Genomic DNA, 18,240 nt, shown 5'->3' on the forward strand with positions numbered 1-18,240 from the left:
GCGAATACGGTCGTTTACGACCCTCATCTGTAGTTGTGAATGCTGGCATTTCACTTTTTTCGATTGGCGGTTTAGCTGGTGCCGATGACGTGGTTTGATCGTGCCGCTTCGATGATGACGCGCCTCCATCTGGAGTGAAGATCCGGTCGATGAGGCGGAAGTTGCCTCGGGTGAAGTCCGCGACCATGTCCCGCCGCCAGATTCGAGTAGCGAGAAGGAGGAAGAGAAGCGAGTCAGCAGGTACGGTAGGCTGCATTGGCTTCCCGCAAAGGCATCGGGCGGCTCGCTCAATCCTGTCATTTGGTATTGCCGAACCGCCAATGGAACTGTGAAATAGCCGCCATTCCGAAAGGCTTGCGAGTGGGCGAGGCAGGCGCCGATTGCGCCGCGACTCGTACCCCCGCAACCCCAACCCCGAGCAAAGCCCTGGCTTCGTAGAAGCCAGGGCTTTGCTCGGGGTTGGGGTTGGTCAGACGGTTTCGAATTCAGCTTCCAGCTCGGCGAGTTCTTCGGAAATAGGGTTCTCTTCGATGACGGGAGCTGCTGCTGCGACGCCGGCGACGTCTCGCAGGGCTGCACCGTTAGTGGCTGCGGGCCAGCCGATGGCTTCGTCGGCGCCTCGGAGGTTGCGGAGCCACCAGGCCCAGTCCTCCGGGACAAGACTGAAGGGGTCTTGGTAGCCCAGGAGCCGCGCAGCGTAGACGGGCCAGTGGGCGTTCGCGAGGGCGGGACGCCCGAGGTAAACGAGATCGAGCAGATCTTCCTCGATCACCCTGTTGGCAAGCTCGGGCTGGCCCAGGTTCCAGCTCGTAGCGACCGGGATTCCTACCTCGGTGCGAACACGCGTCGCGTTCTTCACCATGCCGCCCAGAGCGCCGATGGGGATGTCACCCTGCATCATGTCGGTGTTGAATCCGATGCTGACGTCGGCGAGGTCCAGGCCATGTTCTTTCATCCAGCCGATTGCCGTGATCGATTCATCGACCGTGACGCCGTCGGGGTGCAGGTCGTCGATCCCCAGACGCATCGTCAGCGGGATGTAGTCGGGGAGAACGTTGCGGACCGCGTCGAGGGCCTCGAGGTGGAACCGGGTGCGGTTTTCCAGGCAGCCGCCGTACTGGTCGGTGCGCTGGTTCGCGAGCGGGGAGAAGAACTCGGAACCGAGGTATCCATGGGCGAAATGCATCTCCACCCACTCGTACCCTGCTTCGACGGCCCGACGTGTGGCATCGGCGTAGTCCTGCATGATCTGCGCGATCTCGTCCGTTGTCAGTTCACGCGGTACATAGGGCATGCCGCCGCCATAGGCAATGGCAGATGGCGCACGGGTCTGCCAGCCCGCTTCGTGCTCCGGGGGCAACATGTGGCCACCCTCCCATGGGGTGACAAGGCTGCCCTTGCGACCGGTGTGACCTAGCTGGATTGCCGCGACGCCTCCCATGGATTTGATCATGTCAACGACCCGCTTGTGGCCTTCGATCTGGTCGTCGTCGTAGAGGCCAGCGCAGTGCATTGTCGTGCGGCCGTCGGGGGTGATGGCGATCTGCTCGGGGAAGACAAGACCAAATCCGCCAGCGGCACGTGCTCCCAGGTACATGAGGTGGAAGTCGTCTAGTTTGCCGTCGGTTGACCGGTACATCGTCATAGGAGACATCGCGATGCGATTGCGCAGCGTGACGCCCTTCAGCGTATACGGGGTGAAGAGATGCGGCATCAGGATCCTTTCAGAGCGTTCAGAGGGAACGAATGGAATCACTTAATCAGTGGTGAGCGCCGGAACTGATTTCGCGACCGTTGCCGGTTCGTAAGTTTCTACTCACGCAGCTCAAAGACTGATGTGAGGTCCTGATTGGGCCCCCTTAGCAGTACTCAACCGACTGGGGCGGCAGTTCCGCCCGGCGCGCCACAGCACTTCCTGTCTACGAGGCAGGTCCGCGAGCAGTCTGCCAACCGGACCAGCCGCCGCGGGCCGCCAGGGAACCCGGCAGCAACCTGGGAGGCCGTCCTCATCCGGGTGGACTCCGCCACCCCGCCCCTCCGGGTCTTCTTCGGCCAAGCACCCCTGGCCATCGCCGCCGCCGACTACCAATCACGACTGAAGACCTGGAACCATGGGCAGTCCCACTCCGTGGCTGCCCACGGCTGAAAGCCTCTGGACCGGGCCGGCTGGCGTCGCACAGACCTCGACTGATTGAGACGATGGGTGCCGGGGTCGGGGTGATGGACGTCAACTCCCGGATGCCGCCGTCACGGTTTGACTTGAAAAAATCCCTCTAATATGGTGTTGGCAAGCGCCCCGATGCATCCCCCAATCGCATCGGGGCGCTCCCATGTCTCTGCCTCAAAGCGACGCGGGAGCCGGAGTCGCCAGACGCGGTTAGAGCACCGGCTTGTCGCCCCTGCTGGAACAAGAGCACCGGCTTTTCGACCCGCACGGCGGGAGTGCCACCAAGCTGCTGGCGCAGCCGCCATTTCAAGCTGCGACTTAACCGCCATTCCGAGTTAACACTCACACTGTGGAAACCAAAGGAGTTGTGTGTTCTCGAAACTCATTCGCATAAAGTAATTCTCAGAACCATGGTTGGAAGCGAGTAAATGAGAATGGAGCCGGGGCAATGGCACTGGTTGGCTACATGCGAGTCAGCACGGCAGAACAGAGCACGGACGGGCAACGCGACGCACTGCGGGCGGCTGGCGTAAAGGAAGATAGCCAGCACCTGTTCATTGATCACGGCGTCAGCGGGGCAAAGGCTAGGCGCCCGGGTTTGGACAAGTGCCTTGAGTCGCTACGGCAGGGTGACACCTTGGTTGTCGCCAAGCTGGACCGCTTGGGGCGGTCCCTCGGGAATCTGGTTCAGCTATTCCAGGAACTGGCGGAACGCGGCGTCGGTGTCCGCGTGTTGGACAACCCCATGCTCAGCACGGACAGGAACAATACCCAGGCGAAGCTCATGCTCGGAATCTACGGTGCGTTCGCAGAATACGAACGTGACCTGCTCAGGGAGCGCACGAACGTAGGGCTTGCTGCGGCGCGCGCACGTGGCCGCAACGGGGGCCGGCCTCCCCTGCTGGACAGTCCCAAAATCGCCAGGGCAAAGGAACTGCACGCCGCTGGGGTACTGAGCCCCAAGGAAATAGCGGACGCAGTAGGCGTGTCTGTGGCCACACTGTACCGCTACCTCGCAAAGGCCTCCTGAGAGCCAGTGACCTACTTCTGAATCAGTCGGGCGAGCACGGTGTCTGAGCCACTTAGGTCACTCTTTGCCCTCACCTACTAGGAAGCTGGCGTCTCGCGGTAGCCTTGGCGCGAAATGGCGCTCTGGGCCTTCTCCAGTTCGGCCCCAAGCTCCGCCGCCAGCTGCGCCGCCCTGGTCAAGTGGTCCGTGGCGGTGGCCACGGAGGCAACAGGGTCGCGGTCGTCGTCCTCGTACACGTCGTACTCGTCCAGGGATCGGCCAAGAGACTTGGCCAGCTGCGTGCACGCCTGAGGCAGCAGGTGCCCCACTCCCTTGAGGTTGCCCAGCACGCTGTAGACGGTGGGGGCAGCGTGAACCTGAGTGATCGTCAAGTGGTTGATCGTGCGGATTGCCTCGTAGGCGTCATCCGCCGCGCGGATGACTTCGGGGGTTTCCTCGTCCATGGTGCTTTCCTCTCTCGGTGGTCGGCGTCAGCTGCCGAGGGGCTTACCCTGGGGGATCTCGCGGGCGGCCAGGGGCGGCCATTCCTGGCCGCCGTTGTAAGTCTGCTCCAGGGCACTGACTTTCTCGTCAATGGCGGCGTTGATGAATTCACTCAGGGAGCGGTAGCGGGTGTGCATCTGCGTGTTCAGGTACGCGGCGCGCATCCGGTCGGCGTCCTCTTCCTGCTGGTAGAAGCTGGTCTTTTTCGGGGCGGCCTTCGCCGGCCGATCTGCCTTGGCCGGTTTAGCGGCTGGCTCAACAGGGGCCGGGGCCGGTGCAGCGGCAGCCTGTCCGGCCAGCTCGGTCACGACGTCGCTGGCGGCCGCCTTGCGCAGCCTCGACGTGCCGGGAGTTCCTAGAGCTGCCAGGGCTTCCTTGTCCGGGGCACTCCCCCGTCGTCGGTTCTCTGCCATGGTTCTAGTCCTCCTTCGTGATGGTGCGTGCGATCTCTTCCAAACGGTCCAGCAGCTCGCGGCCGTTCGGGCCGTAGTTGCGCAGCGGCACCGCAGCCGAGTTTGCCTTGGCGAAAGCCTCCCGCTCGGGCAGGTACGGCGGCAGCAGCTGGGCGCCGTAGTCCGCTTCCAGTTTCTCGATCCATTCGGCCTGGTCGCTCTTGCGCTTGCTCACGCGGTTGACGATGATGCCGGCCAGCGACAGGCTCGGGTTGAACAGGCTACGGACGCTGCCCAGGGTCTTGACGATCTCGGACAGTCCTTCGACGGACGATGCGCGCGGCTCCGTTACCAGGAGCGCACTGTGAGCGGCCACCAGGGCGTTGATCGTCAGCTGGCCCAGTGACGGCGGGCAATCCAGCAGCACGACGTCATAGGCCTCCGTGGCCCCGTCGAGCGCAATCCGGAGCCGGTGCTCCCTGCCCATCATCTGGTCCTGCTCCCGGCCCGCCAGGGCGCGCTCAGCGGCAACCAAGTGGACCGCCGGCCACTCCTGGCCCTTCTCAGCGTCGGCCTGCCACTCCGTGCCGGCCGGCACGGCCGCATCGGCCATGACTCCGGGGATGACCTCGTTGCCCTCTCCCCCGGCCAGGACGTCGTTCAGGGTGAACTCTGGTCCGCTGACACCCATGTTGCTCGTCGCGTTGAACTGGGGATCGACGTCTACCAGGAGAACCCGTTTGCCCAGGCGGTGGGCCAGCACTTCCGTAAGGCCCGCGGTGACGGTCGTCTTGCCGACGCCGCCCTTTTGATTGCATATGGCGATGATCTGCGCGCTCATATAAATACCTCCAATACTTCTATTAGTAGTTTTAGGGGTGAATCTGTCCAGCACTTCCGCGCCATTTCACCACACTGCGTCGAAAACCTCTATTACTTCTAATAGTACTATTAGAAGTAATAGAGGATAACTTTAGAACGCTTTAGGCTGGTGGCCGGACAGCTCGTGGTACGGCACCGTATCGGTCCAGCTGCCGCCGACCATGGAGGGAATGGTGACTGTTTTGCGGTTGACTCGCCGGACCTCGTACCAGCTGCCTCGGAACTTCACCTGGTCCCCCTTGTTGATCGTCTCCGGGCTGTAGTTGCCGGCCATGCCGGCGGCGATCTGCTCGGCCCTGACTCCTTCCCAGTAGCTGATTTGGTCCTGCAGCTCCTGGATGCGTGCCTGCAGCCGGTCCGCGTAGTCTCCCTGGGCCGGCTCTGACGCCTCCACGTAGCGGGTATCCCCCGTCTTGTAGAGGGTGCGCGTGTGGCCGTTCAGCTGGCGCTCTGCGCGGCGCAGATCCGCGCCAAGGGTTTCCAGGCGATTGGCGACGGTAACGGGGTTGTAGCGCCGGATGGTGGCCAGTGCTGCTGTGTCTGCCTGTTCGGCGGCCTGCTTGGCTTCCTGGTCGGCGGCGATAGCGCGGCGGGTCGCCCGGTTGGCTCTGGCGATCGCGTTGCGGTGCCGGTTCTCGGAATGGTGGCCGATCTTGATCGGTTCTCCTCCCTCGGGAAGGCGGGCGTCGGCCGCGCGTGCCAGCTGCTGCGCGTGTTCTGCTGCCGATTCCCTGCGCACTGCACGGGTGGCCAGAGCTTCGGCCCTCTCCCCCGCACGCTGGGCCTTGTCCTGCTCGACGGTGGCCGCAGGCCTGGCGGTGTCGTTGATTTCGACCTCTACGGCAAAACCGGCTTCGCGCAGCTGCTCGGCGGTGTCATTAATCAGGTGCCGGCGCGCTGCGCTGTCCCGCGTGTGGGGCACGTACCAGGTGCCCAGGTTCCGGGACCAGTGCCAGCCGGCCGCCTTGAGGATGGTGTTGGAGCCGTCGCCCTTCGCGGTGCCTTCGATGAGAGTTCCCGCCTCGCGGGTGTGGGTAATGATCGTCATTGTCGATCTCCTTTCACTAAGTACCTCTAACAGTTCTAATAGTACTATTAGAACTGTTAGAGGTCAATGTTTCGATACCTCGGGTAGGCCGTGACGTTGCCGGCCCCATAGCGGACCAGATGAGGCAGCTCGCCAGTTTCGGTGGCCACCAGGCGCTCGGGCGCCTGGTCCCTCACGCCGTCGTTGCCGGTCCATTCCCAGGAGCTGTAGCGGGTTGCCAGAGCGTCGATCTCCGCCTCGCTCGGCCCTGCCGCGAGCTCGCAGGTTTCGGGGGAGAAGTAGCCGTCAAACTCGACCGACGTCGGCCGGTAGCGGATCTCCCAGCCGATGACCGTCTGAGTGATGCCGGCCCCGTTGCAGGCCCGGACGGTGAAGCTGGTTCCGGGATAGGACGCTTTCAGCTCGGCCCGTATCAGACGGTTGGTTTCGGCCTGGCTGTACTGCTGCATGGTTTCGGTCATGGTTGCCTCTTTTACTTCTAATGGAACTATTACGGGCATTCGAGCTTGAGTGCGGCGGCCAGCTGGCCGATCTTGTCAGGCCGGAAGCCTGACCAGTGGTTCTCGTCGTCTGCATTGACGACGACGACCGGAGCCTGGGAGTAACCGAGATCCTGGACGTATTCCAAGGCTTCGGGGGAGGCGGTGACGTCCACCGACTCATAGCTGATGCTGGCCTTGCCCAAGGCCAGGTAAGTGGCATTGCACTGGACGCACGCCGGCTTCGTGTAGACCGTGACGACTGCTGTTTCCGTGCTCATCTCAGGTTCCCCCTTCGTTTGTTACTTTCACTTCTAATAGTACTATTAGAAGCATTAGAGGTCAACGGTTTTCCTTGATTTCTCGGGGTTTTTTCGGCTCCGTCTTGACGGTTTCGTTCCTGGCGTGCGCGGCGCTCGGTGGGTGTGGTGCAAGAACGGACAGCACCTCAGCGCAAATCCCCCAGCGCCTTAGAACCCAGCCGGCCCCGGTGGTTCCTGTGCCTGGTCAAGGTGGCCTAGCCTCGTTGTCCCGTGTCGTCCAAGGCTGAAAGAACCCGGCCCAAGCGGGTGGGGGAGTCGGGCGCTCTTGTCTTAGACCATGGGGAAGTGTGCCGCTGCCGTCGGCCGTCGTCAGGGATACTTGCTGAACCATTTGGATGAAGGAGGAACGTGGGGAAAGCAAGCCGTTTGAAGGGCGAACGCCAGCAGATCAAGGTGATACGTGAACCGGTCGCGGTGACACATGAGCCGGAGGTGCCCAACAACTGGCCGGACGGCCATGTGGGCGTTGCGCTGACTGGTGACGACCAGGGGGAATGCATCGAGGTCACGATTCATGGCGTCCGGCACTACCTCCACTCAACAACCGCACGGGAGCTGAGCAACATGCTTGGCTCCCGGATTGATGAGTGGAACGTGACCGCCCGCGCGGCCGGCGCGCAAGTGGTGTAAGACCGTTTGAGGAGGCTGTGCACATCCGCCGGTTGTGGTGGGTGAGGTTCCTGCGCGTGGTGACCTGGCGGTTGTGTGCAGGCGGTCAGCTGGTTCCTGTCGTCCATCATGTGTGCAGGAAAAGCCCGAAGGAGATTGCTTTTGCTGTGCACATGTGGGCGAGAGGCTACCCATCGAGGGGACCCGGCCGGTTCGGCTGCGCGGCCGCGCGACGACCGGAACGCGGGCGCTTGTTGGCGTCGAACATGGCGCGGATCTCCGCAATGGCGGTGACTTTGGCGGGGGACTCGCCGGCGTCCAGCTGGGCCGCGCGCTCGGCCTGGCGTTCCAGGATCCTCCGGCGCTCGGCCTCCTGCTCACGGCGGAGAGCAGCAGCGCGGGCCGCTGCCTGCTGATCGCGGGAGCGCAGCGGCTCGCCGGCCTCGGTGCGCCAGGCGCTGAGGCGGTGCCTCAGCCAGCCGCGCATCCGCCAGGCGTCCTTGGTGTCCGGTGCGCCGCTGTGCGGCCACAGCGTGCCGTCAGGCCGCCAGTCGAGGGCGTGCAGAATGTCCGCGACGGTCCAGCCAGCCAGGAAGAAGTCCCGGCAGGAGCTGGCGACGTCCTTGGCCGTCATGCAACGCAGGGGAAAGCTCCGATAGCGGATCTCGGACGCGGCGGCCACACGCTGTCCATGGCGTTTTGTCGTCCGGTGAGCTGGCCACTGCAGTTCTGGACGCCATGGCACCTGTGCGGCAGCTGCGCCGCTTGCGGCGCCTGCAGGAATGAGCCGTGGCGGAGCCACGTCGATTTGAGAGCTTTTTCCTCGCGCGCGTGTATGGGTTAACTCTTTCTCTTTAAGGTGAGAACCGCCTAGGGCGGGAGGGGTGCCAACTTTGTTCACAAGCGCCAGCGGCGACGGTGCGCACAGAACGTAGACGGCTGCTTCGTTGATGCGTTCCCCGTCCGGGCCGGCGGCGGCGTATTTAGCCTGCCTGCCGGACGCTACGCGGCCGATTAGGCCCCAGGAGGCCAGGAGGCGCAGGACACGAGCCACAGTCGTCCTGGACGTCCCTGTGGCCTGGATGAGGGCTTCCCAGCCCGGGCGCGCCGTCATGCTCTCGTAGTCTGCGCGCTCAATGAGGGCGCAGAGGACAGCGACGATGGTCGCGCGGCCGTTGCGGTTGCGCAGCGCGAACTTCTCGTGCGTGAGTAGCGCGGCCATGGTCTGCCGGCCATGGGCTGCCCGCACGCTGCCCTTGGGTACTGAGGCCAGGACAACTGCCGAGTCGGTTTCGCGCGCGCGGTTGACACGGCGTTGGCGCGGAAAAGGCCGTGAATCACTGTCGTTTAAAGGGCGCGCATGTACACTAGAGCCCATGCAGTACCTTTCTGAAAAGAGGGTGTGACTGTGGGAGCCCTTCACCCGAGAGCCGCCAAGCAAGTGGGTGTAGAGCTTTATAACTTCAGACGAAGGCCCGCCTCACGGTGGGCCTTCTTCGTTTAAGAGGCGATGCGGCCGATAGGCAGTTCCCCTTGGCCGGTAACGGACGCCATATCAATGGCAGCGAGCTTTTCAGCAACGGCATGAGCAATGAACTCACTAGCTGACTGCCCTTGGTGATCTGCCACAGCGAACAATTTTTCTGCGTCTGCAACGGGGAGCCGGGTAGTCAGAACGTGACGGTCCCCTTTAGAAGGTCGCCCTCCGCGTGCGCGTTTCTGAAATGCCATGTCCCTCACGTTAGTTTCTGAAACGCCGGGAGCTGGGTATACGGTGCGGCGTGTCGTTTCAGGCCACATCTAAAACCCCTTAGCGACGGCAGCCGCTGCAGCCAGCCAGGCCCGCTGGGTAGCGGGTTGGAGGGCGTCGTAGCGGATGGGTCCGTTTACCAGGGCGGGGTCGTACGGGATGCGGACGACGGCGCCCACGTGCGGTGCGAAACCGTCAGCGATCCTGCGGGCCTCGTCCTTGGCGCGCTTGAGAGCGTCGCCGCTCATGCTGCGCTTGGCGTCGGTGGACTCGGACACGATCACGACGGCGTTGCGTGCCAGCTCGGCGTCGTGGCCGCCACGGGATTCAAGCGTCTGGAGGGTCAGTCGTGCGGCCTCGGCACGGTCCTCGATGGCTGTCACGGGGACCACGAGCTGGTTCGTGTGGTGAATCATCCGCCGCCAGTTGGCGGCCCTGGCGGTGTTACCGGAGTCCATGACGATCAGCCGGTAGTAGCGAGTGAGCACCTGGTGGGCAATGTCCACTTCCTCGGCCGTCACTTCGTGGTCGCCCTCGTCGTTCTCGTCCGAACGCAGAACGTCGAACTTGTCTGAGGTCTGGTGGTGGACGAACCGAGCGATCTCGGCCGACTGGGCGCTGGGGGAGAGCAGTGCCTGGGATGAGTCGATGAGGTCCAGGACGCTGTTGTCATGGCCGCCCTTCTCCGTGCGCCAGCCAAGCGTCCCCTGGGACTCGTTGTTGTCCCAGGCGACAGTTGCCGCGCCGCTGTAACGGGCCAGGATCGCACTGAGCATGACGACAGTGGGCGTCTTGTTCGCGCCGCCCTTGCGGTTAACGACGGCCACCGTTCGGGGGCCGGGCCAGTGCTGGCTCACCGTGCGAATGTCTTCCCGTTCGGCCATCTCTTCGGGCGAGGGGTCCATACGGAAGCCCAGCCGGCTGAGAGCGCCGCGCCAGCCGCGCGTAGCCGGCTCCAGCACGGGCGCGCTAACTGTACTGACCGGAGACGTTGGTCAATCGTGAGAAGGGCGGCTGGTTCCCGCAGGCCGTGTGGGGCCGGTGATGGTTGTAGTAGTGCAGCCATCCGTCGAGTTCGCCGCGGCGCTCCGTCTCGGAGGTGTAGCAGCGGGCGTATGCCCAGCCGTCGGCCAGGGTGCGGTGGAAGCGCTCGATCTTGCCGTTGGTCTGAGGGCGATACGGCCTGGTCCGTTTGTGCCTGATACCGAGCTCGGCGCAGGTGTCGCGCCACAGGTGTGAGCGATATGCCCCGCCGTTGTCCGACAGAACCCGCTCGACGGTCACCCCGCGGGCGTTGAACCACTCGACGGCCCTCACCAGGACCGCGGTGGCGGTGTGGGCTGTTTCGTCGTCGTGGATCTCGGCGTAGGCGACGCGGGAGTGGTCGTCGATGACGGTGTGGACGTAGGCCTTGCCCATCAACGGGTCGGAGTACTTGCTCCTGAGCTTGCCTGGTGTAGCTGCCCGGTTCTTCTCGCCCTGTCGGCGTCCGACGTAGCGCCAGCCTCCGCCGTCGGGGATGTTGCCGAGCTTCTTCACGTCGACGTGGAGCATCGCGCCGGGATGGTCGTGCTCGTAACGGCGCACCGGTTCCCCCGTGGCGCGGTCCACATGCGACAGCCGGTTCAGGTGGGCGTCGGTCAGGATCCGGTGGACCGTCGACGGCGCGATCCCCAGCCGACACGCCAACTGCACGGGTCCTTCTCGGAGTCGTAGCCGCAGCTGGATACAGCGGCGAGTGACCGTCGGGCTGATCTTGTTCGGTGAGTGGTGCGGTCGGGAAGACCGGTCCTGCATGGACTCGCCCGCTCGGTAGCGGCCGGTCCAGCGTTTGACGGTGGGCCAAGAGACCTGGAAGCGGGCGGCAACCTCGCTGATCGGCCATCCGTCGTCGACGACGAGTTGGGCGACCTTCAAGCGGTGACGCGGTGTGAGGGCGGCATTGGCGTGGGGCATGGTGGTCTTCCTGGTGACGAGCGGGTGGAGACGGTGATGGGGGCTGCACCCTGTGGTGCAGCCCCCATCGATTCGGTATGTCAGTTGCCGTCCGTGTCCTCGCGGTTCGGCGCTGAAGAGGCAGCCGTCTCGGTGGGCGTTCCCTGCTCGCTCTGGGGCTGGTCGTCATCGTCGGGCACGATCTGGGCTCCGCAGCAACTGCTGTCCTGCTTGCGTGCGGTGAAGAGGTCCTTGAGTCCCATGGTTGTTTGTTCTCCTCGTGTGGTTGGGAATGTGGTGGTGGGGTCAGGCGATCAGTGGGATGAGGTAGCCAGCGGCGATGGCCGTGCCGATGACAGTGACCACGAAAGTGACGACCAGTCGGGGCTTGAACAAGGCGGTGAGCATCGAGATCTCGGGGAGCGAGGCTCCGGCGCCGCCGATCATCAGCGCGAACACTGCCCCTAGCCCCATACCGGCCGAGCTGAGGGCCAAGCCGATGGGCAACATCGTCTCGATCCGCACGTAAAGCGGAACGCCAAGCACGGCGGCCAACGGCACGGCCCATGGCTTGTCGTCGCCAGCGACCGCGGCGAGTTGGTCCTGAGGCACGAAACCGTAGATAAATGCACCGACCGAGACACCCAGCACCATCGGGACGAGCAGCGGTCTCAGATCGGCCCAGGCCTCGCCGAGTGCGGGCCGGATCTCGTTGCGCAGTCCCGCCCAGGGGCGGGGGGTGCTGTCGTCGCCGACGACCTTGACTCGCTTGAGCTGGCTGGCCATACCGAGTCGTTCCCATACGAGGGGGGCGAGCAGGGACCATGCGGCGGTGACCACCGTGTAGACCAACGCGATACGCCAGCCGAACAGCAGCACCACCCCGGCCACGATGATGGGATCCAGCAGCGGTGACGAGATCAGGAAGGTCATCGACGTCCGGAACGCCACCCCCGACTTCAACATCCCAGCCAGCACCGGCAGCGTCGAACAGGAACAGAACGGCGTGATCGCCCCCAGCAGTAGCCCTTTGACCGGGCCGGGAAGGCGCCCATCGGCCATCCAGCTCTGGATCCGATCCGGCCCGAACCGCCGGTTCACCAGCGCAACGAGAACCGAGATCAGCGAGAACAGGACGAGCAACTCGACCAGGATCAACCCGAAGGTCTGTACCGCATGAATCACCGCGCAGCACCCTCAGTCGATGCCTGACCCTCCCCTGCTGGGGCAGTGCAGCACGCCTTCTGTCCCTCTGGAGTGAGAGTCGCCAAGTGAGCGAGCCACTGCACCGGCGCCGCCAACTGCTCACAACACAGCTCGTAGATGTTGGACCGGCCCTCGGCCCGCACACTGATCAGCCGCGCTTCCCGCAAGGCTGCCACATGGTGACTCACCAGCGCCTGGCTCAACCCGGTGGCCTCCTGCAACTGCTTGTTCGAGCACGCCCCCGCCGCAAGCGTCAGCACGATCATCAGTCTGTTCTCGTCTGACAAAGGCTTCAACAACGGAGCAAGCATCCGCGCGTGATCCCGCGCCGACAGGTCCGTGCGCGGCATGGCAACATCCAGTGAAACTGTCATACCCACACTATAGACAAGCGCTTCTTTGTGTGACAAGTGGGCACTTGTCTAACGATCAACGTCCCTGGTCAGTACAGCTAACGAGGAACGAAGTCTCTTTGAGGCTCCGGCGCGTGGCGGGCTCCGCAACAGCTGCTTCGGCGGCCGGCGCTGGTTCCTTGGCGCGCTGGGCAGCCGCGCCGAACGTTACGGGCGCGGCCGTAGGTTCGGGCACTTCCTCCGTCGCAGGGCCGGAGGGAGCCGACGCAGGCACAGGGGCGGCGGCTGGCGATGGCACAGGGGCGGCCATGGCCGGCACGGGGTCTTGCTGCCGCCGAGGGCTGGGTTTGGCCGGGGCGGCCTCGCTGACGACGCCCTCGGGGGAGACGATGATGAGGCCCTGGCCGTCCGGGTCCGTGGTGCTGACCCTCACGGGCCGGCCGAGCTCGGCGGCGGTGTCGGTGATGAGGCGCAGCGCCTGGCTGAGGACGGCGGCTTCGTCGTCGGCCTGGATCGCGTGGGACGTGCCGTTGATTGTGACCTCGCCGGTTCCGTTGGCGCGCAGAACGGCGTCGATCTTGGGGAAGTCGAGTGCTTGAGTTTCCATCATCTGTCCTTACTTGGTGCCGTTCGGGGGTGTGAAGCGGTTGACCTGCCAGGGCTTGTCGGCCGCGCTGCGCAGCAGCTGCACGTCGTAGTCGCCGGCGTCGGTCGGGAACACGACATGGCAGCCGAAGCCGTTGTGCTCATCGATCTTGAGCTGGCCGGTTCCGGTGATCTTCGTGACCGGGATGTTGGCGGGGTCAACGTACTGGTAATCGGCTGCGGCCTGGCCGGTCAGGAGCTGTCCCAGCTCCTGGATCCAGACCTTGTCGTTGACTGTCGGGCGCGCGTAGAGCTTCATGGCCTTGGTGGCGGTTTCAAGCGCAGCCGTCTTGCTCGGTTCGTCCCAAGCAATGCCCAGGGTGGCAGGGGCCGTGCCTCCGGGGGCCTGGGATTTGCCTCCGGCGCTGAGCGTGGCTGGCGCCGTGGTGGTAGTGCTGGGCGGCGGTTCCGCGGGCGTTGTGCTGGACACTGGCGCGCAGGCCGTGCACACGAGCACGGCCGCAAGGGCTGTCAGGGTGCGTTTCATGATTCCTCCGGTTACTTGCTGCCAGGCAGGTACAGGAAGGCACTAGGAGTGCCGTTCTGGACCGTGCGGGTGTAGTGGCTGTGGTCGTTCGGTGCGGGGTTGCCGTTGTAGCCCTCTTCCAGGTAGCTGCCGTCACCGTTGACGGCCTTGACGATGGCGACGTGGCCATAGGTACCGTCAGAGCCCCCCGCGCCGGGGGCGTACCAGACGACCGCGCCGACGCGGGGCGTCTGGCCGGTGGGCCAGCCCTTGGCGTCCCAGCCGTCCTTCCAGGTGAGAGCGGAGCCGAGCACAGCACCATCAGGCCGGAAGGTGCTGTTGTGCACCTTGTAAGGGGCACTGGTGCTGCCCAGCTGCTGGTTGACACGCCAGAGGGCGAAGTCAACGCATTCGCGGTTGTACATGCCCAACGGAGAAGGCTGGTAAATCTGGGCCGTACGCCACGGCAGGTCATCGCCCTTGCCGGATTCGCCGGGGATGCCGCAGGAACTTTCGCCGCCCGTATCGGTCGTCTTGACGTCGCCCAGGGCGGCGACGACTTCCACGGCCGCCGGCCAATAGGACTGATAGTGGAAAGGGTCGGCATTGCGTTGGACCCTGTGTGCGGCCGTGGTCGGTTCAAGCTGTTCCCAGCCGTTGACCTCCTGGAGTGCCTTGAAGAAGTTGGTGGCGGAGGCCGTGGGGTTCATGCGGTCCTGGTAGGACCCCCACGCGCCGTTGTCGCGCTGCTGGAACAGGCCTCGGGAGTCTGGGCCTGGGCCGTCGCCGTGGTCCAGGACGCGCAAGCCGGACTCTCCCATGGCTGCCATGACACCGATGGTCTGTCCTCTGGCCGACAGGCCAAGGGCCTTTCCGGCGTTGATCACCAGGGCGGCGTTCTTCAGCTGCTCGCCCTGGTATCCGGAGACCGCAACCTTGGGCAGCTTGCTCTCGTCAACGCTGACGCTGCCGCCACTGGGTGAACAGACGTCGGCGGCGGCTTGGGAGCCGCCGCCGAACAAGATGATGGACAGAACCAGGACAATCGGCGTCAGAACCGCCCCGACAACCAGCACTGGCCCGCTCTTTTGAAACTGCATGTGTCCCCCTCACATTCAATGCTGCTAGGCCTGGTCTTGGTCCTCGTTCGGTGCTGGAGTGCCGCCATCTCGGAGCGTGTTGCGGTTCTCCCACACCCAGTCCCGCACTTCATCGCGCGAGATCAACCATGTCTTCTCGATCTGGTAGGCGGGGATCACGCCGTGCTGTAGCCACTTATAGGTGGTCTGCTTTGACTGATTCAGCGCCTCGGCCAGCTGCTGGACATTCATCCGCTCTGGATACGCGCCAAACAGTGCGTCCAGGTACTTACGGTCCACTAGCGCGCCGCCCCACTCCATGATGCGATAATACAGCATGATTTACTACGATCTAGTATGATTGCGTACATGGAGGCCTCCTGATGACGTTGCTTACAGATACGATCATTGCGGACATGACAGGGGGATGTTAAATGTCAATCTCTAAAAACCGGTGGGTGACCTTCGGCGCTGAAACCGTGGAGGAACCGACTCCCGGCGTCGAAGAGCCACCGGCCTTCGTTCCCACCGGCGCAACCAGGCCGCAACTGAGCGTCCCGCAACCAGACCACGCTGACCGACTTCCTCGATGGAACGTCTCGGGGATCACCCCGGACTTCTGGTGGCTTGGCGTCCACGGCGGCGCGGGTGAAACCTCGCTTGCGCGCCTGGACAAGAACACCAGGGCAGCTGAGCACCACTGGCCGCTGACCGCCTCTGGATCCACCGTCGTCCTCGTGGCCCGTACCAACGTGTCAGGCCTGCGCGCTGCGCAGCTGGCCGCCACCGAATGGGCATCGGGAACTGTCCCAGGAATCCGCGTCGCCGGCCTCGTCGTTTTGGCCGACGCTCCTGGACGGCTCCCCAAAGAAATCCGCGAGTTCGCCCGCGTCGTGGGCGGGGGAGTACCTCACCTGTGGCACGTCCCCTGGATCGAGGCGTGGCGCTTCGGTCACAACGTGCCGCCCGAAGAACTTCCCAAGGAAGCCCGCACCGTGCTTGACCATGTGCGAATCGCAGCAATCACCACCGCCGGACTCCCGGCCAACTAGAAAGAGGAAAACTCATGCTGTTCTCCAAGGCCATGGAATGGTCCAGCTTTGTCATTACCGAGATCCCGAACCCGGGCACAGGCGAGGCCCCTCCCGGTTCCGCCGGCCTGCTGACGATCCTCAAGTGGGTCGCCTGGATCGTCTTCGGCCTGGCCGTCGCCGGCATCCTGATCACCGCCGGATCGATGATGATCAACAACCGGCGCGGTGAGGGCGGCGAGCACGCCGGCCGTCTTGCCTGGGTCTTGGGCGGTTGCATCCTGGCAGCCTCCGCCGGCGGCGTCGTTGGTGCCCTGGTCTAAGGAGGAGTGGAGCCATGACGGAACCGACAGTGAACGAAGACCAGAATCCGCTGACCAAGCCTAAGTTCATCATCTCGGCTGTTGTCGTGGCGATCATTGTTGCGCTTGGAATCATCCTGGCCCTGGTACCCAAAGGCAGCGGCACGCCGTCACCTGAACCGAGCAACACTGGCACGAGCACCGGCAGCGCCCAGCCGAGCGCAACCTCGGCGGCCAGCGTGTGCGGACTCCCGTCCGGTGACCAAGCCAAGCCGGCCACCCCGCCGGCGGACACCAAGTGGGAGTTGGTCGGAAAGATTGCTGCACCGACGTCGCCCAAGCAGTTCGGCCCTGGGAAAACGGAAGCCAACGGCCTCCGCTCATGCTTTGCACACTCTCCGATGGGGGCACTGTACGCAGCCGTAAACGTGACTGCGCTTTCGGGTTCGGGTAAAGCGGCTCTGGTCTACGAGCAGCTGGCAGTTCCGGGGCCGGAACGTGACGCGCTGCTGAAATCCTCGCCGAGCGCCGCCCCGCAATCTGTCGCTGCCCAGCTGGCGGGGTTCACGGTTCGCTCCTACGACTCGGAGCGAACCGTCATTGATCTTGCCTTCAAGGGAGCTAACGGGGCCTTTATATCCATTCCGGTTCCGCTGCAGTGGTTCGGTGGCGATTGGAAGATCGTCGTTCCTGCCACGGGGGACGCCGGTGCCCGGCAAATCGCGGACCTCAGCGGGTACATCGAATGGTCCGGTGTGTAAATGGCCGACTGCTCAGGATGGAACGCTTTCAATCCTCTATGCCATGCGGGAACGGCAATTGAAGATGCCGCAGACGATGCGGTCAAGAACATGGCCAAAGCGATTGCTGATGCCGTGGGGCAGACGGTTAAGACTCTTGGGACGTTCTGGGTGAACGTCGGAACTCCCAACCTGACAACTGCGCCAGGAGGGTCCACCGCGAGTGATCCGGTGTTGTTCCTGCAGAACAGTCTCTACTTCTGGACCGCCGCTCTTGCTGTGCTGTCTGTGCTCGTGGGAGCGGCCAAGATGATCATCGAACGCAGGGGAGCACCCCTGCGAGACCTGGTACGTTCGCTCGCGACATTGATCGTTGTCTCGGGGGCCGGCGTGGCAGCGGTCGGCTTGCTCACCGTCGCGGCGGATCAGTTCTCTGCCTGGATCATCAACAACTCCACGGATGGAACGTCGTTTAACGACAACATCACTGCCATGTTGGCACTCTCGTCCACCAGTCCGATCGGCTCGATCATGATCATCCTCCTGGGGCTGATTGCGATTCTCGCTTCCGTTCTCCAGATCGTGCTCATGATCATCCGTGGCGGCTTGCTCGTCGTCCTGACAGGGATCTTCCCTACGGCCGCAGCGTTTACAAACACCGAGGCCGGTAAGGGTTGGTTCCAAAAGTGCACAGCCTGGCTGATTGCTTTCATTCTCTATAAGCCGGCGGCGGCGATCATCTACGCTACGGCTTTCCAGCTCAGCGGCACCAAGATATTTGGTAACGGCGGTGACGGCAAGGACTTCGGCTCGGCCCTCCTCACGACGGTAACTGGGCTGGCCTTGATGGTTATTGCCCTGTTCGCTATGCCGGCCCTCATGCGGTTTGTCACGCCGATGGTTGGCGCCGTGGCCGGTGGTGGTGGTGCCCTGGCCGCGGGCGCGGTCGGCGGCCTAGCTTCGGGCGCTATCAACATGGGCAGTGCCGGCCGGGGCAGCGGAGGATCGTCCAGCACAACAACGAGCAGCACGTCTAATCAGTCTTCTGGTTCTCAAGGACCTTCGGGGACGGGGAGCCAGGGCACTGCCGGAACGTCAGGTACGGCCGGCAAGACTGGCGGCCAGGGGGCCGGTGCGACAGGTGCGCACTCCGGGACCGGAGCAGCAGCATCCGGCGGTGGCGCTGCCGGCGGTGGCGCAGCGGCGGCAGCCGGCCCGATTGGCGTGGGCGTGCTCGCTGCACAGAAGGGCGTTGAGGCCGGCCAGGCGGCCGCCGGGGCTGTTAAGAACATGAGTGAAGAATCAACAGGGGGTGCCTGA

General features: G+C 64.0%; 23 protein-coding genes and 1 pseudogene. 7 read left to right on the forward strand and 17 right to left on the reverse strand.

Annotation, left to right across the window (positions count from 1 at the left end; translation table 11 throughout):
• Positions 1-469: 469 nt before the first annotated feature.
• Complete coding sequence (locus tag LFT49_RS22450; protein ID WP_237430789.1) at positions 470-1,714, reverse strand: NADH:flavin oxidoreductase/NADH oxidase; 1,245 nt, start codon at positions 1,712-1,714, stop codon at positions 470-472.
• Positions 1,715-2,014: 300 nt separating this feature from the next.
• Here LFT49_RS22450 and LFT49_RS22665 point away from each other — a divergent pair, with 300 nt between their 5' ends.
• Complete coding sequence (locus LFT49_RS22665; RefSeq protein ID WP_272912578.1) at positions 2,015-2,146, forward strand: hypothetical protein; 132 nt, start codon at positions 2,015-2,017, stop codon at positions 2,144-2,146.
• Positions 2,147-2,615: 469 nt separating this feature from the next.
• Complete coding sequence (locus LFT49_RS22455) at positions 2,616-3,197, forward strand: recombinase family protein (RefSeq protein ID WP_237430790.1); 582 nt, start codon at positions 2,616-2,618, stop codon at positions 3,195-3,197.
• Positions 3,198-3,274: 77 nt separating this feature from the next.
• Here LFT49_RS22455 and LFT49_RS22460 read toward each other — a convergent pair whose 3' ends face one another.
• The 6 genes from LFT49_RS22460 to nrdH form a co-directional block, all read right to left on the reverse strand.
• Positions 3,275-3,640 carry a hypothetical protein gene (locus tag LFT49_RS22460; RefSeq protein ID WP_237430791.1) on the reverse strand — a complete coding sequence of 122 codons (366 nt, stop codon included), beginning with the start codon at positions 3,638-3,640 and terminating at the stop codon, positions 3,275-3,277.
• Positions 3,641-3,667: 27 nt separating this feature from the next.
• Positions 3,668-4,093, reverse strand: coding sequence for a ParB family protein (locus LFT49_RS22465; protein WP_237430792.1), 426 nt, complete (start codon positions 4,091-4,093; stop codon positions 3,668-3,670).
• 4 nt (positions 4,094-4,097) lie between these two features.
• On the reverse strand, positions 4,098-4,913 hold the full coding sequence (locus tag LFT49_RS22470; RefSeq protein ID WP_237430793.1) for a ParA family protein: 816 nt from the start codon (positions 4,911-4,913) through the stop codon (positions 4,098-4,100).
• Between the two features lie 132 nt (positions 4,914-5,045).
• A complete protein-coding gene (locus tag LFT49_RS22475; protein WP_237430794.1) occupies positions 5,046-6,002 on the reverse strand; it encodes a DUF3560 domain-containing protein in 957 nt (318 codons plus the stop codon).
• 56 nt (positions 6,003-6,058) lie between these two features.
• Entirely contained in the window at positions 6,059-6,463 is a 405-nt protein-coding gene (locus LFT49_RS22480) for a hypothetical protein (protein ID WP_237430795.1), read from the reverse strand.
• 29 nt (positions 6,464-6,492) lie between these two features.
• Positions 6,493-6,762: a glutaredoxin-like protein NrdH gene (nrdH, locus tag LFT49_RS22485; RefSeq protein WP_237430796.1), complete on the reverse strand. Its 270-nt coding sequence runs from the start codon at positions 6,760-6,762 to the stop codon at positions 6,493-6,495.
• A gap of 390 nt (positions 6,763-7,152) precedes the next feature.
• Between nrdH and LFT49_RS22490 the strand changes: the two genes are divergently transcribed.
• On the forward strand, positions 7,153-7,434 hold the full coding sequence (locus tag LFT49_RS22490; RefSeq protein WP_237430797.1) for a hypothetical protein: 282 nt from the start codon (positions 7,153-7,155) through the stop codon (positions 7,432-7,434).
• Positions 7,435-7,600: 166 nt separating this feature from the next.
• Here LFT49_RS22490 and LFT49_RS22495 read toward each other — a convergent pair whose 3' ends face one another.
• From LFT49_RS22495 to LFT49_RS22540, 10 genes and pseudogenes are all read right to left on the reverse strand, one after another.
• Complete coding sequence (locus LFT49_RS22495; RefSeq protein WP_237430798.1) at positions 7,601-8,047, reverse strand: hypothetical protein; 447 nt, start codon at positions 8,045-8,047, stop codon at positions 7,601-7,603.
• Between the two features lie 1,166 nt (positions 8,048-9,213).
• A pseudogene (locus tag LFT49_RS22500) lies at positions 9,214-10,137 on the reverse strand (chromosome partitioning protein ParA); the annotation flags it as partial.
• Positions 10,133-11,119, reverse strand: coding sequence for an IS481 family transposase (locus tag LFT49_RS22505; RefSeq protein ID WP_237430799.1), 987 nt, complete (start codon positions 11,117-11,119; stop codon positions 10,133-10,135). The gene LFT49_RS22505 and the pseudogene LFT49_RS22500, both read right to left, overlap by 5 nt.
• Positions 11,120-11,199: 80 nt before the next feature.
• Entirely contained in the window at positions 11,200-11,361 is a 162-nt protein-coding gene (locus LFT49_RS22510; protein WP_164877222.1) for a hypothetical protein, read from the reverse strand.
• A gap of 43 nt (positions 11,362-11,404) precedes the next feature.
• Positions 11,405-12,283 carry a permease gene (locus LFT49_RS22515; RefSeq protein WP_237430800.1) on the reverse strand — a complete coding sequence of 293 codons (879 nt, stop codon included), beginning with the start codon at positions 12,281-12,283 and terminating at the stop codon, positions 11,405-11,407.
• Positions 12,280-12,678, reverse strand: a complete 399-nt coding sequence (locus tag LFT49_RS22520; protein ID WP_128190659.1) for an ArsR/SmtB family transcription factor — start codon at positions 12,676-12,678, stop codon at positions 12,280-12,282. The genes LFT49_RS22515 and LFT49_RS22520 overlap by 4 nt, the downstream gene beginning before the upstream one ends.
• 55 nt (positions 12,679-12,733) lie before the next feature.
• Positions 12,734-13,264 carry a hypothetical protein gene (locus LFT49_RS22525; protein ID WP_237430801.1) on the reverse strand — a complete coding sequence of 177 codons (531 nt, stop codon included), beginning with the start codon at positions 13,262-13,264 and terminating at the stop codon, positions 12,734-12,736.
• Positions 13,265-13,273: 9 nt separating this feature from the next.
• Entirely contained in the window at positions 13,274-13,789 is a 516-nt protein-coding gene (locus LFT49_RS22530) for a hypothetical protein (protein ID WP_237430802.1), read from the reverse strand.
• Positions 13,790-13,800: 11 nt separating this feature from the next.
• The gene (locus tag LFT49_RS22535) at positions 13,801-14,868 is read right to left on the reverse strand and encodes a CHAP domain-containing protein (RefSeq protein WP_237430803.1); all 1,068 of its coding nucleotides are present in this window, start codon (positions 14,866-14,868) and stop codon (positions 13,801-13,803) included.
• Between the two features lie 24 nt (positions 14,869-14,892).
• Entirely contained in the window at positions 14,893-15,168 is a 276-nt protein-coding gene (locus LFT49_RS22540; RefSeq protein WP_237430804.1) for a helix-turn-helix domain-containing protein, read from the reverse strand.
• Positions 15,169-15,281: 113 nt separating this feature from the next.
• On the opposite strand from LFT49_RS22540, the gene LFT49_RS22545 reads away from it, so the two are divergent.
• Genes LFT49_RS22545 through LFT49_RS22560 form a run of 4 tightly spaced genes read left to right on the forward strand, consistent with a single transcriptional unit; the run spans position 15,282 to position 18,240 of the window.
• Positions 15,282-15,899 carry a DUF6668 family protein gene (locus LFT49_RS22545; protein WP_237430805.1) on the forward strand — a complete coding sequence of 206 codons (618 nt, stop codon included), beginning with the start codon at positions 15,282-15,284 and terminating at the stop codon, positions 15,897-15,899.
• A gap of 14 nt (positions 15,900-15,913) precedes the next feature.
• Positions 15,914-16,201 (forward strand): hypothetical protein, encoded by a 288-nt coding sequence (locus LFT49_RS22550; protein ID WP_237430806.1) that lies wholly within the window; start codon positions 15,914-15,916, stop codon positions 16,199-16,201.
• A gap of 14 nt (positions 16,202-16,215) precedes the next feature.
• Positions 16,216-16,941 carry a hypothetical protein gene (locus LFT49_RS22555; RefSeq protein WP_237430807.1) on the forward strand — a complete coding sequence of 242 codons (726 nt, stop codon included), beginning with the start codon at positions 16,216-16,218 and terminating at the stop codon, positions 16,939-16,941.
• Positions 16,942-18,240 (forward strand): hypothetical protein, encoded by a 1,299-nt coding sequence (locus tag LFT49_RS22560; RefSeq protein ID WP_237430808.1) that lies wholly within the window; start codon positions 16,942-16,944, stop codon positions 18,238-18,240.

This window comes from Arthrobacter sp. FW306-06-A, assembly GCF_021870055.1.
GTDB lineage: Bacteria > Actinomycetota > Actinomycetes > Actinomycetales > Micrococcaceae > Arthrobacter.

Coding starts and splice junctions, on each gene's coding strand:
- LFT49_RS22450 (WP_237430789.1), bottom strand. CDS start 1,714: ATGCCGCATCTCTTCACCCCGTATACGCTGAAGGGCGTCACGCTGCGC.
- LFT49_RS22455 (WP_237430790.1), top strand. CDS start 2,616: ATGGCACTGGTTGGCTACATGCGAGTCAGCACGGCAGAACAGAGCACG.
- LFT49_RS22460 (WP_237430791.1), bottom strand. CDS start 3,640: ATGGACGAGGAAACCCCCGAAGTCATCCGCGCGGCGGATGACGCCTAC.
- LFT49_RS22465 (WP_237430792.1), bottom strand. CDS start 4,093: ATGGCAGAGAACCGACGACGGGGGAGTGCCCCGGACAAGGAAGCCCTG.
- LFT49_RS22470 (WP_237430793.1), bottom strand. CDS start 4,913: ATGAGCGCGCAGATCATCGCCATATGCAATCAAAAGGGCGGCGTCGGC.
- LFT49_RS22475 (WP_237430794.1), bottom strand. CDS start 6,002: ATGACGATCATTACCCACACCCGCGAGGCGGGAACTCTCATCGAAGGC.
- LFT49_RS22480 (WP_237430795.1), bottom strand. CDS start 6,463: ATGACCGAAACCATGCAGCAGTACAGCCAGGCCGAAACCAACCGTCTG.
- nrdH (WP_237430796.1), bottom strand. CDS start 6,762: ATGAGCACGGAAACAGCAGTCGTCACGGTCTACACGAAGCCGGCGTGC.
- LFT49_RS22495 (WP_237430798.1), bottom strand. CDS start 8,047: ATGACGGCCAAGGACGTCGCCAGCTCCTGCCGGGACTTCTTCCTGGCT.
- LFT49_RS22505 (WP_237430799.1), bottom strand. CDS start 11,119: ATGCCCCACGCCAATGCCGCCCTCACACCGCGTCACCGCTTGAAGGTC.
- LFT49_RS22510 (WP_164877222.1), bottom strand. CDS start 11,361: ATGGGACTCAAGGACCTCTTCACCGCACGCAAGCAGGACAGCAGTTGC.
- LFT49_RS22520 (WP_128190659.1), bottom strand. CDS start 12,678: ATGACAGTTTCACTGGATGTTGCCATGCCGCGCACGGACCTGTCGGCG.
- LFT49_RS22525 (WP_237430801.1), bottom strand. CDS start 13,264: ATGGAAACTCAAGCACTCGACTTCCCCAAGATCGACGCCGTTCTGCGC.
- LFT49_RS22530 (WP_237430802.1), bottom strand. CDS start 13,789: ATGAAACGCACCCTGACAGCCCTTGCGGCCGTGCTCGTGTGCACGGCC.
- LFT49_RS22535 (WP_237430803.1), bottom strand. CDS start 14,868: ATGCAGTTTCAAAAGAGCGGGCCAGTGCTGGTTGTCGGGGCGGTTCTG.
- LFT49_RS22540 (WP_237430804.1), bottom strand. CDS start 15,168: ATGGAGTGGGGCGGCGCGCTAGTGGACCGTAAGTACCTGGACGCACTG.
- LFT49_RS22545 (WP_237430805.1), top strand. CDS start 15,282: ATGTCAATCTCTAAAAACCGGTGGGTGACCTTCGGCGCTGAAACCGTG.
- LFT49_RS22550 (WP_237430806.1), top strand. CDS start 15,914: ATGCTGTTCTCCAAGGCCATGGAATGGTCCAGCTTTGTCATTACCGAG.
- LFT49_RS22555 (WP_237430807.1), top strand. CDS start 16,216: ATGACGGAACCGACAGTGAACGAAGACCAGAATCCGCTGACCAAGCCT.
- LFT49_RS22560 (WP_237430808.1), top strand. CDS start 16,942: ATGGCCGACTGCTCAGGATGGAACGCTTTCAATCCTCTATGCCATGCG.